13 protein-coding genes are annotated in these 15555 nt (G+C 59.6%); 4 read left to right on the forward strand and 9 right to left on the reverse strand.

Features of this window, described 5'->3' with window-relative positions; translation table 11 throughout:
- Positions 1-82 precede the first annotated feature (82 nt).
- Complete coding sequence (locus ACYZTR_RS26095) at positions 83-799, reverse strand: TraX family protein (protein ID WP_461974966.1); 717 nt, start codon at positions 797-799, stop codon at positions 83-85.
- 133 nt (positions 800-932) lie between these two features.
- Between ACYZTR_RS26095 and ACYZTR_RS26100 the strand changes: the two genes are divergently transcribed.
- Together ACYZTR_RS26100 and ACYZTR_RS26105 are read left to right on the forward strand one after the other, a co-directional pair.
- Positions 933-1973, forward strand: a complete 1041-nt coding sequence (locus tag ACYZTR_RS26100) for a threonine aldolase family protein (RefSeq protein ID WP_461974968.1) — start codon at positions 933-935, stop codon at positions 1971-1973.
- A 253-nt stretch (positions 1974-2226) separates the two neighbouring features.
- Complete coding sequence (locus ACYZTR_RS26105) at positions 2227-2760, forward strand: REP-associated tyrosine transposase (RefSeq protein WP_461974970.1); 534 nt, start codon at positions 2227-2229, stop codon at positions 2758-2760.
- A 189-nt stretch (positions 2761-2949) separates the two neighbouring features.
- On the opposite strand, the gene gbcB is transcribed toward ACYZTR_RS26105, so the two are convergent.
- Positions 2950-4050 (reverse strand): glycine-betaine demethylase subunit GbcB, encoded by a 1101-nt coding sequence (gbcB, locus tag ACYZTR_RS26110; protein ID WP_461974972.1) that lies wholly within the window; start codon positions 4048-4050, stop codon positions 2950-2952.
- 287 nt (positions 4051-4337) lie between these two features.
- Between gbcB and gbcA the strand changes: the two genes are divergently transcribed.
- The gene (gene gbcA / locus ACYZTR_RS26115) at positions 4338-5633 is read left to right on the forward strand and encodes a glycine-betaine demethylase subunit GbcA (protein ID WP_461974974.1); all 1296 of its coding nucleotides are present in this window, start codon (positions 4338-4340) and stop codon (positions 5631-5633) included.
- A gap of 711 nt (positions 5634-6344) precedes the next feature.
- Here gbcA and ACYZTR_RS26120 read toward each other — a convergent pair.
- The 7 genes from ACYZTR_RS26120 to ACYZTR_RS26150 form a co-directional block, all read right to left on the reverse strand.
- Positions 6345-6911: a GNAT family N-acetyltransferase gene (locus ACYZTR_RS26120; protein WP_461974976.1), complete on the reverse strand. Its 567-nt coding sequence runs from the start codon at positions 6909-6911 to the stop codon at positions 6345-6347.
- Positions 6912-6932: 21 nt separating this feature from the next.
- Positions 6933-7703, reverse strand: a complete 771-nt coding sequence (gene etfB / locus ACYZTR_RS26125) for an electron transfer flavoprotein subunit beta (RefSeq protein WP_461974978.1) — start codon at positions 7701-7703, stop codon at positions 6933-6935.
- Positions 7704-7718: 15 nt separating this feature from the next.
- Positions 7719-8939: an electron transfer flavoprotein subunit alpha gene (etfA, locus tag ACYZTR_RS26130; protein ID WP_461974980.1), complete on the reverse strand. Its 1221-nt coding sequence runs from the start codon at positions 8937-8939 to the stop codon at positions 7719-7721.
- The gene (gene dgcB, locus ACYZTR_RS26135; protein WP_461974982.1) at positions 8939-10900 is read right to left on the reverse strand and encodes a dimethylglycine demethylation protein DgcB; all 1962 of its coding nucleotides are present in this window, start codon (positions 10898-10900) and stop codon (positions 8939-8941) included. The genes etfA and dgcB overlap by 1 nt, the downstream gene beginning before the upstream one ends.
- Before the next feature lie 145 nt (positions 10901-11045).
- Complete coding sequence (dgcA, locus tag ACYZTR_RS26140; protein ID WP_461974984.1) at positions 11046-13106, reverse strand: dimethylglycine demethylation protein DgcA; 2061 nt, start codon at positions 13104-13106, stop codon at positions 11046-11048.
- Between the two features lie 15 nt (positions 13107-13121).
- Entirely contained in the window at positions 13122-13652 is a 531-nt protein-coding gene (locus ACYZTR_RS26145) for a DUF5943 domain-containing protein (protein WP_003194877.1), read from the reverse strand.
- Positions 13653-13730: 78 nt separating this feature from the next.
- Positions 13731-14708 (reverse strand): dipeptidase, encoded by a 978-nt coding sequence (locus ACYZTR_RS26150; protein ID WP_008033250.1) that lies wholly within the window; start codon positions 14706-14708, stop codon positions 13731-13733.
- A 234-nt stretch (positions 14709-14942) separates the two neighbouring features.
- Here ACYZTR_RS26150 and ACYZTR_RS26155 point away from each other — a divergent pair, with 234 nt between their 5' ends.
- Positions 14943-15344 carry a lysozyme inhibitor LprI family protein gene (locus ACYZTR_RS26155; protein ID WP_461974987.1) on the forward strand — a complete coding sequence of 134 codons (402 nt, stop codon included), beginning with the start codon at positions 14943-14945 and terminating at the stop codon, positions 15342-15344.
- Positions 15345-15555 lie beyond the last annotated feature (211 nt).

The following is a 15555-nucleotide window of genomic DNA, read 5'->3' on the forward strand; positions in this document are numbered from 1 at the left end:
TATGGACGCCACGCAAAGGTGCGTTTACGACATGAGCGCAATTGGCTGGTCAGACACAGCCCTCAAACCCACAGGGACTATGTCAGGTCAGGAGTTGGCGCAGGACCAACAGTGCGAGGAAATGCGCGGGATAGAGCGCATACGCCCAACGCCGCATCGGTGGTGGCTTGAGATGTTTGGCATGTCGCAACAAGACCAGCCCCAGCAATGGCGCAATCAGACAAGTGGCAATGCCGAGGATGGCCGCACGGTCACCAAATCGGGCGGAGTCATACAGCACCTCCCATTGGTTGGCGGCCAGACAGACCAGTCCGGGCAGCAGACTGAAGTACCAGGGCCGCTTGATCACCAGCAACATCCCCAGCGGCAACAATACGCCGAAGAAGCCGAACATCAGTCGCTCCGGGAACAGCGCCGCCAGCGTCAGAGCGCCGACCGCGAGCAGTCGCGATTGCAGCGCTTCCTGCTGCCTACCACGCGCTACCAATAGCCCCAGAACCAACGTGGGCAGCACGTTCAAGGTGTTGGGATCAGGAATGTACATCCGGTAGGGAATTTCGCTGATGGCGCTAAACAGTAGCAACCATCCCAGATAACGCCACTGGCCGTCGGTCCCCACCGCGCGGGCCCGCGAAAGGTTTGCGGCCATCGCCAGACAGAACCACGGGAACGCCAACCGACCCGGCACATACAGAATATCGGCGGAATAACCGACATATCGCAGGTGATCGAGCACCATGCTCAACAGCGCCAGCCACTTGAGCAGATCCAGTGCCCCATCCCTTTGCGTCATGTGCATAATTGCCCGGCGTTTTTGTATTTTTCTGACAGCATCATCGCGTGTGCTCTCCTGACGATCTTGGGTAAAGTGCGCACCATCATTGACCACGGAACTCTTCACCATAAGAGCCCCCCGAACACGGAAGCCGGCCATGACCGATAAGAGCCAACAATTCGCCAGCGACAACTATTCCGGTATCTGCCCTGAAGCCTGGGCTGCCATGGAACTGGCCAACCACGGCCACCAGCGCGCCTATGGCGACGACGAGTGGACCGCACGCGCGTCCGACGATTTCCGCAAACTGTTCGAAACCGACTGCGAAGTATTCTTCGCCTTCAACGGCACCGCGGCCAACTCCTTGGCCCTGTCGTCGCTGTGCCAGAGTTACCACAGCGTGATCTGCTCGGAAACCGCTCACGTCGAAACCGACGAATGCGGCGCACCGGAATTCTTTTCCAACGGTTCCAAGCTGCTCGTCGCCCGCACTGAAAACGGCAAGCTGACCCCGGAATCGATCCGCGAAATCGCGCTCAAGCGCCAGGACATCCACTACCCGAAACCGCGCGTAGTCACCCTGACCCAAGCCACCGAAGTCGGCAGCGTCTACACCCCGCAAGAGATCCGCGCCATCAGCGCCACGTGCAAAGAGCTGGGCCTGAACCTGCACATGGACGGCGCGCGGTTTTCCAATGCTTGTGCATTCCTCGGCTGCTCACCGGCAGATCTGACGTGGAAGGCCGGCGTCGACGTGTTGTGCTTCGGCGGCACGAAAAACGGCATGGCAGTCGGGGAAGCGATTCTGTTCTTCAACCACAAACTGGCCGAAGACTTCGACTACCGCTGCAAACAGGCCGGGCAACTGGCCTCGAAGATGCGCTTCCTTTCGGCACCCTGGGTCGGGATTCTGGAAAACGACGCCTGGCTCAAATACGCCAAACACGCCAACCACTGCGCGCAGTTGCTGGCGGAACTGGTGAGCGATATTGCAGGCGTGGAACTGATGTTCCCAGTGCAGGCCAACGGCGTGTTCCTGCAACTGTCGGAACCAGCCATCGCTGCATTGACGGCCAAGGGCTGGCGCTTCTACACCTTCATCGGCAACGGCGGCGCACGCTTCATGTGCTCGTGGGACACCGAAGAAGAACGCGTACGGGAACTGGCGGCAGATATTCGCGAAGTCATGTCCCGCTAAACCCTGCCACAGATCGTTCCCACGCTCTGCGTGGGAATGCCTCTCGGGACGGTCTGCGTCACAACGGTGTTCGGCGCTACATAGGCGGTGAAGCAGGAACGCGGAGCGTCCCAAGAGGCATTCCCACGCAGAGCGTGGGAACGATCATTAGAGGCGCGTTGCAATTTCCCACTAACTCCGCGGCCCTCTCCTCTAGCCCTACCATTCAACCGCACCCACCCTGATCATTCCCTCGCAGCCAAGGAATGCACCCATGGGCCGAAGTCGTTACACCATCACTGAACCCGACAAACCTCACTTCCTCACCTGCACCCTCATGGAATGGTTGCCGCTGTTCATCCGCCCTTATATCGTCGATCACCTGCTCAATTGCTGGCGCTATCAGCAAAACCACCAGAGCCTGAAGCTGTATGGCTACGTCGTCCTGGAGAACCATCTGCACTTTGTTGCCGAGGCCCCAGACCTCCACAAGTGCCTCAGCCAATTCAAATCTTTCACTGCCCGGCAAATCATCGACGACCTGCAAAGCAAAGGAGCTAAACGCGCGTTGCAGCGCCTGCGTTTCAGCAAACGCGCGCACAAGCAAGATCGGGTGTATCAGCTGTGGCAGGAAGGTTCGCACGCGGAGATGGTGTACAGCGAAACTGTTATGCGCCAAAAGCTGGATTACATCCACTACAACCCGGTGAAACGCGGGTATGTGGATTTGCCGGAGCACTGGCGTTATTCAAGCGCGAGAAACTATGCAGGGATGGACGGCCTGATTGAGATTCAGCGCTGGTATTAAGGCTCCCGGCACTCTCCAACCTGATCGTTCCCACGCTCCGCGTGGGAATGCAGCCCGTGACGCTCTGCGTCACAACGGTGTTCGGCGCTACATAGGCGGTGAAGCAGGAACGCGGAGCGTCCCGAGATGCATTCCCACGCAGAGCGTGGGAACGATCATCCCCCCCGTTATGGGTGGGATCAGGATGGCTTAAAACTCGATCCGCACATCACCCTTCGGCACGCTGCAGCACGAAAGAATAAACCCCTCGGCCTCATCTTCCTCGGTGATCCCGCCGTTGTGATCCATTTCGACCTCGCCACCCAGCTTCATCACCTTGCACGTCCCGCAGATCCCCATCCCACAGGCCTTCGGAATCAACAGACCCAACTTGGCCGCTGCTGCATGCACGGTTTCACCCGGTGCAACACGAATGCTCTTGCCGGACGCGGTGAATTCCACCTGATGCAGGTCCGCCGCATCGATGTCCGGCGCGTCTGCTGCTATTTCGGCTTGCTCCACCGCATCGGCACGGGCTTCCGGTGGTGTAGCACCGAAGGATTCCTCGTGATAACGCGACATGTCGAAGCCGACTGTTTCCAGCATGCGCTTGACCGCGGTCATGTACGGCGTCGGGCCGCAGCAGAAAACTTCCCGCTCAAGGAAGTCCGGCGCCATCAATTCGAGCATCTTATGGTTCAGGTAACCGCGATAACCGGCCCACGGCTCGCCCAGACCATGCTTCTCGCAGATCAGGTGCAGGCTGAAGTTGTCGATCCGCGACGCCATGTGTTCCAGTTCGCGGTGGTAAATGATGTCTTTGGGCGAGCGGGCGCTGTGGATAAACACCATGTCGACGTTGCCGTTGGTGTCATAGAACCACCGCGCCATCGACATGACGGGCGTGATACCGACGCCACCGCTGAGGTACAGCACCTTCGGCGCAGTGAAGTCCATGGCGTTGAACAGCCCGACCGGCCCGTGCACGGCCAGCTCCTGGCCTTCATGCAGGGTGTCGTGCAGCCAGTTCGAAACCTTGCCGCCCGGTACGCGCTTGATCGTCACCGAAAAGCTGTACGGCACCGACGGCGAGCTGGAAATGGTGTAGGAGCGCATGATCGGCACGCCTTCGATTTCCAGCTCCAGGGTGACAAACTGCCCCGGTTTAAAGAAGAACAAAATCGGCTGGTCAGCCATAAAGCAGAAGGTGCGCACATCCCAGGTTTCCTGGATGACTTTGACGCAACGGACGATGTGTCGACCATTGGCCCAGGTCTGGGTGGTTACCGGATTCAGGAAGCTGTTGGACATGCTGTTCTCCACCGCCGATGCTCGGCCTTATGTTGGCGATTCTGCGTATAGCGCGAACCACCCATTTACCTATCTGCGACATTCACATACTTATCGCGACCAGCCCATAACTACCGGGGGTTGCACGTCGGGAACAGAGTGGGCCATGTCGCTCGTGGATAAGGTTCTGGCGTGCGCCGGCCCCACACTCGGCCCCACACAAAGACGTTTTCTTTACACCCTTGCGTAGCAAACCGTATCAGCCACTATTTCGCCGGCCACACTGAATGGCCTTGAGGATCAAATCGATGGACGTCACCGCAAAAATCAGCCTGGGCGATCCGCTGGAACCCGCACGCAAGGCCACCGCGCAAATGCTGCAAGAGCGCGAACGCACTTTCTCGCTGCCGCAGCCGTTTTACTCTGACGAGCGGCTGTTTGATATCGACATGCAGGAAATCTTCTCGAAAGAGTGGTTGATCGCCGGCATGACCTGCGAGATCCCGACCAAGGGTAACTACCTGACCCTGCAAATCGGCAAGAACCCGATCATCGTGATTCGTGGCGCCGAAGGCGTGGTGCATGCGTTCCACAACGTCTGCCGGCACCGCGGTTCGCGGCTGTGCACCAGCGAAAAAGGCAAGGTCGCCAAACTGGTTTGCCACTACCACCAGTGGACCTACGAACTGGACGGTCGCCTGCTGTTCGCCGGCACCGAGATGGGCGCCGACTTCGACATGAAGCAGTACGGCCTAAAACCGGTGAACGTGAAGACTGCCGGCGGTTACATCTTCATCAGCCTGTCGGAGAATCCGCCGGCCATTGATGACTTCCTGTCGACGCTGAACCATTACATGGAACCGTACGACATGGAGAACACCAAGGTGGCGATCCAGACCACCTTGTTCGAAAAAGCCAACTGGAAACTGGTGCTGGAAAACAACCGCGAGTGCTACCACTGCAACGCATCGCACCCGGAACTGCTGAAAACCTTGCTGGAATGGGACGACGTTACCGACCCGCGCGCTGACCAGGCCTTCAAGGACCACGTGGCCGCCTCCGCCGCTGCCTGGGAAGCCGAGAAGATTCCTTACGCCCACGCCAGTTTCGGCCTGCGTAACCGCATCGTGCGCATGCCGCTGCTCAAAGGCACCGTGTCGATGACCCTGGACGGCAAGCAGGGCTGCGCCAAACTGATGGGCCGGATCAAGAACCCGGACTTGGGCTCAATGCGCATCCTGCACCTGCCACACTCGTGGAATCACTGCATGGGCGATCACATCATCGTGTTCACCGTGTGGCCGATCAGCGCGCAGGAAACCATGGTCACCACCAAGTGGATCGTGCACAAGGATGCGGTCGAAGGCGTGGATTACGACGTGGAACACATGCGCAAGGTGTGGGATGCGACCAACGACCAGGACCGTCGCCTGGCTGAAGAGAACCAGCGCGGCATCAACTCCACCGCTTACCAGCCAGGGCCTTATTCCAAGACCTATGAGTTTGGCGTGGTGAACTTTGTGGATTGGTACAGCGAGCGTTTGCTGAACAACCTGGGGGCTGAACCTGCGCCTTACCTCAAAGGCGTGCCGGTTCAAGGCTGACCGATCCCGCTGAGACAAAAACCGCGAACATGTTTCGCGGTTTTTTATTGTTCAAATTTCGATCAATTGCTTCAGAGCAGCCACGGGTGGGGGGCTGTAGGGTTCGCGAACAAGTTATCCACACCTTCGCCCACAGCAAATGGGGACAACTCGGTTTAAAGCGAAAACTTTCTCCACAGAAACCGAATAAAATCCGTGACTTATCGAGAAGCAGGGTTTTGAACAGCGATTGGTCGTTTTTTGATCGAAATCCTGTAGGGCACGAATTACGTGGCTTGCAGAGGATGGCGAACACCTTATCCACAGAAGCGCCAACAGAGATTGGGGGCAACTTCGATGAATCTGTGGAAAACCGTTGGAGGCCGCGATAAATCGGGGTTTGCGCGAGGATTATCGATCTAAAACGCTGATTTGATCGTTTTTTGATCAGCCGCCTGATAAGCCCTGTTTATATGGCCTGTAGAGGACAGCGAACATCTTATCCACAGATGCGCTAACAGAGATTGGGGGCAAGTATTGGCTCGACTGCAAAGTTATCCTGTGGAAAAAGCGTGAAAAAACCGCAAGTTAGGCTGGTTATTTTTTGTACGAAGGGTTGCATGGCTTGATTTGTATGGGGTGTAGCGAACGGTGAACATGTTATCCACAGAAGCGCTCACAGGGATTGTGGGTAAACACATCACCCTGTGGGAGCGGGCTTGGGTTCGTGCCTTAAGGCCGATACATCAGATAGGCCTCACCCGTGACCCGAATCATCGGGTGTGGTGTGATCTGGCAGGTATCGACGATACGGAAGCCATGTCGCTCGTAAAACCGGCGGGCGCCGGTGTTCACGGCGTAGTCGATCAGGCTCAAGCCATTGAGCCCAAGCTGGTTGGCACGGTCGTAGGCGTAGGCGAGGAATTGTTTGCCCAGCCCCTGATTTCGCCAGCCTTCATGCAGCGCCAGGCTGGAAATATAGAGGGTGTCGGGAATTTCCATCGTGGCATACGGCGCCAGGACGGGATCGGTCACGGGGGCCGCCAGCGGATCGTGACGCATCACGTAGCTGTGCATCATGCCGATGACATTTCCCCCTGCCTCGGCAATGAGGCAGTTCTGCCAGGAAAAATCCACGTCTTCACGGGCGTACCGACTGGTGCCCACATCCAGCAAGTCCTGACCGGGTTGCGCCAGTTGACTCCAGATGTAATCCGCAGCGCCTTCTGATGAAATCTGAAATAAACGAGCAATCTCCCGCGCATCCGCGCGCAGGGCCGAACGAAATTCAACTGCCATTTAGCTGACTCCACAGGACCGTTAGCGAACGACGCCTTCCTCAATCAACAACTTGAGAATCGCCTCAGCCCCCGCCTCCGCACTTAACCCTTTAAGCACCTGCCCGCCCCCACCGCTGGCCTTGGCCGTCGCGGCCTTCATCCGGTCCGCGCCACTCTTGGCCTTGATCACCTTCAAGCGTTTAGGCCGTGGCTTGGCCGGTTGCAGGGTGGCGACCGCCAGCAGTTCATCGTCGATCACTTCGACTTCATCCGCCTGCAACACCCCGCGTCGGGCCGGGCCGTAAGCGCTCTGCCGAGGTTTCGGTGCAGCGTTATCCACAGTGGCGAGAAACGGTAGCCGCACTTTCAGACGACGGCGTTGACCACGAGGCAAGGCTTGCAGCACCAGCGCCGAACCGCCGTCGATGGATTCAACTTGAGCCAGCCCTATGACCAGCGGCCAGCCTAGATTTTCCGCCAGCAGGAACGGCAACATGCCCGAGCCTTCGCCGGTTTCCGCCTGGCTGCCGGTCAGCACGACCTGAGCCCCGGCGTCACGCAAATACGCGGTCAATGCCGGCAGTGCATCGGCGCCTGAAGGTTGTTCAAGCACATGCAACTGTTCCAGGCCCATGCCCAGGTACGCACGCAGCGCAGGCTCTGCGACGTCGCCGGCATGCAGCACTTGCAGGTTATCCCCAGCAAGCTGCAGACCCAGTTCCACTGCTCGCGCATCCTGCTCAGCGCGACGTGGCCGGCCGGAAGTCGGGTGGGCGCCGATGGACACCAGGCTGATGATTTTCGTGCTCATAACCCTTTCCTTTCCTTAAGCCGCATCGCGCTTGGCTTCATTGCGGTAAGCCTCTACCGCATCGATCAAGGCTTGAAGAATCTCGGCGCTCTCGCCGATCACCGACAGGTCGGCCCGTTTGATCATGTCGCAGCCAGGATCGAGATTGATCGCCACCACCTTGTCGCAGGCACCAATCCCTTGCAGGTGCTGAATCGCCCCGGAAATCCCCACCGCCACGTAAACCCGCGCGGTGACCCAGGTGCCGGACGCACCGACCTGACGGTCGCGCGCCATGAAGCCATCGTCCACTGCCACACGGGACGCGCCTTCGGTAGCGCCCAACGCTTCGGCCGTCCTGTGGAAAAGTCCCCAGTCCTTGACCCCGTTGCCGCCGGAGAAAATGAATTCGGCTTCGGCCATCGGAATCGCCGCCGGGTCCACTGCCACCGCGCCCAAATCCTCGATGCGCGAGAGACTGCGCGCCACCGCTGTGGATAACTCCACCGGCAAGGCTTCGTGACGGGTTTCGCTGACCGGTTCGGCGCATTCGACGGCGGCCAGAATCAAGCGAGCGACCGGGCGCGCAAGGTCTTGCAAACCGGCACCGGCGCGGCCGATGCATTCCTGATCCTTGACCTGCCAGACCCGCGTGGCCGGGCGTTCGCCCAGTGCTGCGGCAAAGCGTCGACCCAGTTCACCACCGCCACTGCGGCTGTCCGGCAGCAACCAGTGACGTGGGCTGAACTGGTTATCCACAGCCCGCAGGCCCTGGACCCGTTGTTCCGGTGCATAACCGCTGAACTCTTCGCCATCCAGCACCAGCAAGCGATCGACGCCAGCGGTGGCGAAGGCGTTTTCTTTGTGTTCGCCGAAGACCACGGCCAACACCGCGCCGTCCTTGCCGGCCAATTGATGAGCCAGACCGAGCAAGTCGCGGTCGTGGCTGCTCAAGCGGCCGCCGACCATGTCCGGCACCACGCTGATGTAAAACGCAGGTTGCGGCACTTGATGCAGTGGCAATTGCACTTCAACCGCGGCCGAGCGTTTGCTCGCCCCGCCCTGTTGAGCGCCGCTGCGGTCGATCCGTTTGATGCCGTTGGGACCGATAAAACCGATGCCATGGGGATTCTTGCGGATGACGCCATTAGGTCCCATCCAGCTGTGCTGCGCCGGTTGCATGGCCGCGTGCAGCGGGTGCAGCCGGTTGCGGGCGATCCATTCGGCGCGCGGGTCGCGGCGGATAATGTCGCTCATCAGTGGGCCTCCGCAGGTTCACGTTGGGCCGGTGTGGTCGGCCTAGGCGCAGCGTCTTCGAGCAACGCGTCTGCCACCAGTTCGGCGATGTCCTTGATCAGCGGCCGGGGTTCGACCACGCCTTCGAGCATCGCGGTGCATTGTGGGCAACCCACAGCCACCAGTTCGGCGCCGGTTTCGCGGATGTCTTCCATGCGCATGTCGGGGATCCGTTGCTTGCCCGGAATATCGGTAATCGGCGCACCGCCGCCACCGCCGCAGCAGCGCGAGCGGAAACCGGAGCGTTGCATTTCCTTGATCTCGATCCCGAGGGCGCGCAGTACTTCACGCGGTGCCTCGTATTCGCCGTTGTAGCGGCCGAGGTAGCACGGGTCGTGATAGGTCACGCTGCTGCCTTTGTGCTGGCCGAGGTTCAGGGCGCCAGCGCCGATGATTTCGGCCATGTAGGTGCTGTGGTGCTGCACGAGGTAGTTGCCGTCGAAGGCGCCGTACTCGTTTTTCAGCACGTGGAAGCTATGCGGGTCGCAGGTGACGATGCGGTTGAAGCTGTATTTGGCCAGGGTCTGGATGTTGCGTTTGGCCAACAACTGGAAAGTCGCTTCGTCGCCCAGACGTCGGGCCACGTCGCCACTATCACGCTCTTCAAGACCGAGCACCGCGAAGTCGACCTTGGCTGCTTTCAGCACTTTGACGAAGGCGCGCAAGGTGCGCTGGTTGCGCATGTCGAAGGCACCGTCGCCGACCCAGAACAGCACGTCGACCGATTTCTTTTCGCTGAGCAGGTTCAGGTTCAAGTCCGCCGCCCAGTTCATCCGCCCGCCCGGCGCGAAACCGCCAGGGTTGTCGGTGGCGATCAGGTTCTCGAGGACTTCGGCGCCCTTGTTTGGTGTGGCACCTTTTTCCAAGGTCAGGTGGCGGCGCATGTCGACGATGGCGTCGACGTGCTCGATCATCATCGGGCACTCCTCGACGCAGGCGCGACAGGTGGTGCAGGACCACAAGGTTTCAGCGTCCACCAGACCGTTGACGATCGGTTGATGCGGGTTGCCGGCGTGTTCGCCGATGGCTTTGCCCCCGCCGTCCAGAGATGGATAGGGGCTGCCGGCGAATTTGGCGTCGGTGCCACCGGCCAGGCCGACGACCATGTCTTGAATCAGTTTTTTCGGGTTCAGCGGCTGGCCGGCAGCGAACGCCGGGCACGCGGCCTCGCACTTACCGCACTGCACGCAGGCGTCGAAGCCGAGCAGTTGGTTCCAGGTGAAATCCTTGGGTTTTTCCACGCCCAGTGGCGCGGTCGGATCGTTCAGGTCCAGCGGTTTCAAACCGGTGGAACGACCACCACCAAAGCGTTCGGCGCGACGGTGCCAGGCCAAGTGCAGGGCACCGGCGAAGGCGTGCTTCATTGGCCCGCCCCAGGTCATGCCGAAGAACAGTTCGCTAACGCCCCACAGCACACCGACGCCGAGGATCGCCGCCAGCACCCAGCCACCGAAGTTTTCCGGAAGGATGCCCGCCACCGGCAGGGTCAACAGGAAGAAGCTCGCAGAAAACGCCAACAGGCTTTTTGGCAGGCGCATCCATGGCCCTTTGGACAGGCGAGCCGGTGGGTTGCGACGACGCAGAAACATGAAAATCGCACCGCCGAACATCACCGCCGAAGCAATCAGCAGGGCAACACCGAGAATGCGATTGTGCAGGCCGAAACCGTGAACCAGTATCGCCAGCACCATTGACGCCACCGCACCACCCGCAGTCGCGACGTGGGTGTTGGCGATGTATTTGTCCCGCGCGACGACATGGTGCAAGTCGACCATGTAGCGCTTGGGCATGGCGAACAGGCCGCCGATCAGGTCGACTTTCGAAGCCCGGCCTTGGCGCCACATAGCCACCCGCCGCAACGCGCCCAGGACAGCGAGGCCCAGAGCAGCGAACAACAGGATTGGAAGAAGGGTGTTCAACATGTGGAGCTCCCACGGGACTCATTGATCGTTCCCACGCTCTGCGTGGGAATGCCTCACCGGACGCTCTGCGTCCGCTTTTGAATGTGACGCGCAGCGTCACGGGCTGCATTCCCACGCAGAGCGTGGGAACGATCAGCTCACCGGCTTAGAAATCCTTGCACAACCGCAGCGCGTCGTAGATCGCCGCGTGGGTGTTGCGCTGCGCCACGCAGTCGCCGATGCGGAACAGCAAGTAGCCATCACCCGCCTGGCTCAAAGAAGGTTGCGGTTTGATCGCGAACAAAGCTTCGATGTCCATCTGGCCTTTGTTGCGCGAGCCTTCCTTCAGGGCGTAGTAGATTTCTTCGTCCGGACGCACGCCGTTTTCGACGACCACCTGATCCACTACCCGCTCCTCTTTGGCGCCGGTGTATTCGTTTTCCAGCACCGCCACCAGCTTGTCGCCTTCGCGGTAGACCTTCTCCAGCATCATGTCCCCGGTCATGATCACTTCTTTGGGGTACATGCTGCGGTAGTACGTCGGAAACGATGTACCGCCAATCGCCACGCCCGGTTTGATGTCGTCGGTGACGATCTCGACCTGGCTGCCCTTGTCGGCGAGGAAGTCGGCGGTCGACATCCCGGTGAATTCGCAAATGGTGTCGTAGACCAGCACGTTCTTGCCCGGTGCGACCTTGCCATCGAGGATGTCCCAGCTGCTGACCACCAGGCCTTCAGCCGCGCCCCAATGTTCGTTCTGCTCCAGGAATGGATGGCCGCCGACGGCGAGCACCACCACGTCCGGACGCAGGTCCAGAATGGTCGCCGCATCGGCCGCCACGCCCAGGCGCAGGTCGACTTTCAAACGCGCCAGCTCCAGCTGGAACCAGCGAGTGATACCGGCAATCTGGTCACGCTGTGGCGCTTTCGAGGCAGTGGTGATCTGCCCGCCGATGAATTCTTTCTTCTCGAACAGGGTCACGTCGTGGCCACGTTCGGCCGACACGCGAGCGGCTTCCATCCCGGCAGGACCGGCACCGACCACCACAACTTTGCGCTTCACACCGGCCGACTTCTCGATGATGTGCGGCACGCCCATGTATTCACGGGAGGTCGCGGCGTTCTGGATGCACAAGACGTCCAGGCCCTGGTACTGACGGTCGATGCAGTAGTTGGCGCCGACGCATTGTTTGATCTGGTCGACCTGACCCATCTTGATCTTGGCGATCAGGTGCGGGTCGGCGATGTGGGCGCGGGTCATGCCGACCATGTCGACGTAACCGCCTTCCAGAATACGGGTCGCCTGGTTCGGGTCCTTGATGTTCTGCGCGTGCAGAACAGGGGCCTTGACCACTTCTTTGATACCGGCAGCCAGGTGCAGGAACGGCTCCGGTGGATAACTCATGTTCGGAATTACGTTGGCCAGGGTGTTGTGGGTGTCGCAACCCGAACCCACCACGCCGATGAAGTCGATCATGCCGGTGTCGTCGTAGTACTTGGCGATCTGCTTCATGTCCTCGTGGGACAAGCCGTCCGGGTGGAACTCGTCACCGCACAGACGGATGCCGACGCAGAAATCCGGGCCGACTTCAGCCCGCACAGCCTTGATCACTTCCAGGCCGAAACGCATGCGGTTCTCGAAACTGCCGCCCCATTCGTCAGTACGCTTGTTGACCCGCGGGCTCCAGAACTGGTCGATCATGTGCTGGTGCACAGCCGACAGTTCGACGCCGTCCAGGCCACCGGCCTTGGCGCGGCCAGCCGCGGTGGCGTAGTTGCCGATCACCCGCCAGATTTCTTCCGGTTCGATGGTTTTGCAGGTCGCACGGTGCACCGGTTCACGAATGCCCGACGGCGACAGCAGGGTTGGCCAATGCTCGCCGTCCCAACGCGAGCGTCGCCCCATGTGGGTAATCTGGATCATGATCTTGGCGCCATGCTTGTGCATGGCATCGGCCAGGTTCTGGAAGTGCGGAATGATCCGGTCGTCGGCCAGGTTGACCGACTTCCACCAGCCCTGCGGGCTGTCGATGGCCACACTGGAGGAACCGCCGCAAATCGCCAGGCCGATCCCGCCCTTGGCTTTCTCTTCGTAATACTTGACGTACCGGTCGGTTGTCATGCCGCCGTCGGTGGCGTAGACCTCGGCGTGCGCGGTGCTGAGCACACGGTTACGGATGGTCAGTTTGCCGATCTGGATCGGCTGGAACATTGCTTCGAAAGCCATGGCGGGGTCCTCGACTTACAACGGCTTGACGGTGAACAAACCGTCGTCGTGGCCTTCTTCGGAGCCACCGTAGACTTGTTCGGCAACCGTGCGAATGTTGCTGCCGCGGGCTTGCAGAATCTGGTCCATGGCACCGGCAAACCAACCGGTGAACATGTAGTCGACCTTGCGTCCGACCTTGCCGTAGACGTAGACGAACGCCGAGTGTTCGAGCTTGACGCTGGCGGTGCCTTTGTCAAGGTCGATGTCCTGGATCTTGAACAGGCCCCAGCCGCGTTGCGACAGGCGCTTCATGTAGTGCTCGAACACCGCAACGCCTTCCAGGCCGTGGCATTCAGCTTCTTTTTCACACCAGTGCCAGGCGGATTTGTAGCCGGCCTTGTAGAGGATTTCGGCGTAGGCGTCGGCGCCCAGCACTTCCTCGATGCCCATGTGGTTGTTGACGAAGAAGTGACGCGGTACGTACAGCATCGGCAGGGCGTCGGAGGTCCAGACACCGGTTTCGCTGTCGACTTCGATTGGCAATTGCGGGGCGATCTTGGCCATGGAAACTTAACTCCAGAAAATTCGTGGTGTTGCCCCCGGCACGGACGGCCGGGGGAAAGGATTCAGAGATGCAGTGGCTTACTCGCCCCAGACGTCCTTCAGGACGTTGACCCAGTTCTCGCCCATGATCTTGCGGACCACGCGCTCGGAATGGCCGCGCTTGAGCAGGGTTTCGGTCAGGTTCGGGAACTCGCCGACGGTGCGGATGCCCAGCGGGTTGATGATCTTGCCGAAGCTGGTCAGACGGCGCGCGTAGCCCTTGTCATGGGTCAGGTATTCGAAGAAATCCTGGCCATGGCCCTGGGTGAAGTCGGTGCCGATGCCGATGGCGTCTTCGCCGACGATGTTCATGGTGTATTCGATGGCTTCGGCGTAATCGTCGATGGTCGAATCGATGCCTTTGGCCAGGAATGGCGCAAACATGGTCACACCGACGAAACCACCGTGATCGGCGATGAACTTCAGTTCTTCATCGGATTTGTTGCGCGGGTGAATTTTCAGACCCGACGGCAGGCAGTGGGAGTAGCAGACCGGTTTCTTGGATTCGAGGATGACTTCTTCGGACGTTTTCGAACCCACGTGGGACAGGTCGCACATGACGCCGACGCGGTTCATCTCGGCGACGATTTCGCGACCGAAACCCGACAGGCCTCCATCGCGCTCGTAGCAACCGGTGCCAACCAGGTTTTGGGTGTTGTAGCACATCTGCACGATACCGACGCCCAGCTGCTTGAACACCTCGACGTAGCCGATCTGGTCTTCGAAGGCGTGAGCATTCTGGAAGCCGAACAGGATGCCGGTCTTGCCCTGCTCCTTGGCCTTGCGAATATCGGCGGTGGTGCGCACTGGAATCACCAGGTCGCTGTTTTCGCGGATCAGCTTCTGGCTGGCGGCGATATTGTTGACGGTGGCCTGGAAGCCCTCCCACACCGACACGGTGCAGTTGGCCGCGGTCAGACCGCCCTTGCGCATGTCTTCGAACAGTTCACGGTTCCACTTGGCAATAATCAGCCCGTCGATAACGATGCTGTCGGCGTGCAATTCGGCTGGGCTCATCAGGCTGTCCCCTATTAGCGATTCATGCGCCGAATCGTGTGTCGGCGCTTTGGGGCCAGCATATGCCTGAGGGACGGGGTAGCCGGGTGCAAAAACGACAGGGGGTTTGCCGAAAGCGTCAATCTGCGACAAAGGGTCATCGTCGGGCGTCATGAGCCACCTGTTCAAGGGCCTTTGCATGGGCCAGAATTCGCGGCATTACTGGACGCTTTACTGATAAGGGGCGGCGACGCAATGAAATCGATCTTCCTGGCGTTAGCACTGATAGCGACCGGCGTACACGCGGCTGAAGAGTCCGACGACAACCCCTGCGATGCCGTCGAAAACGACGTCCAGACCCTGGAATGCTCGGCCTACAGCAGAACCACCGCCGAACAGCTGCTAAAAGACAACTACCAGAGCCTGACCGAGCGCATGCAAACGGCCTACGGCAAGAACCCGACGCAACTGACCGACATCACCGCCAAGCTCAAGGCCGCTCAGCAGCAGTGGTTGAAGACTCGGGATGCGGATTGCGCGGTTGACGCGTTTCCAACGACGGCCGGCAGCAAGGCGTTCACCCTTTCGCAAAATGATTGCGTGGCGCGGGTGAGTGATGAGCGGTCGGAGTTTTTGGAGTCGATTGGGCAGGAGTGACGGATCATAAATAGAAGACACAAGAGCCTTTTTCTTCTGGATCCTGGGGAATTGGCAACCGTAGAGCTACTCCTTTAGTTCTGTCCGTTAAACACAACTCAATTGCATAGCGATTAAATCATTTGACAGCAGCAACTTACTCCGATGCCATAATGCAAAAATCACATCAGCGTTAGATATTTAAACTTTTCAAAAAACACACATAAAAGGA

It is taken from the genome of Pseudomonas sp. Hz4, from assembly GCF_054898165.1.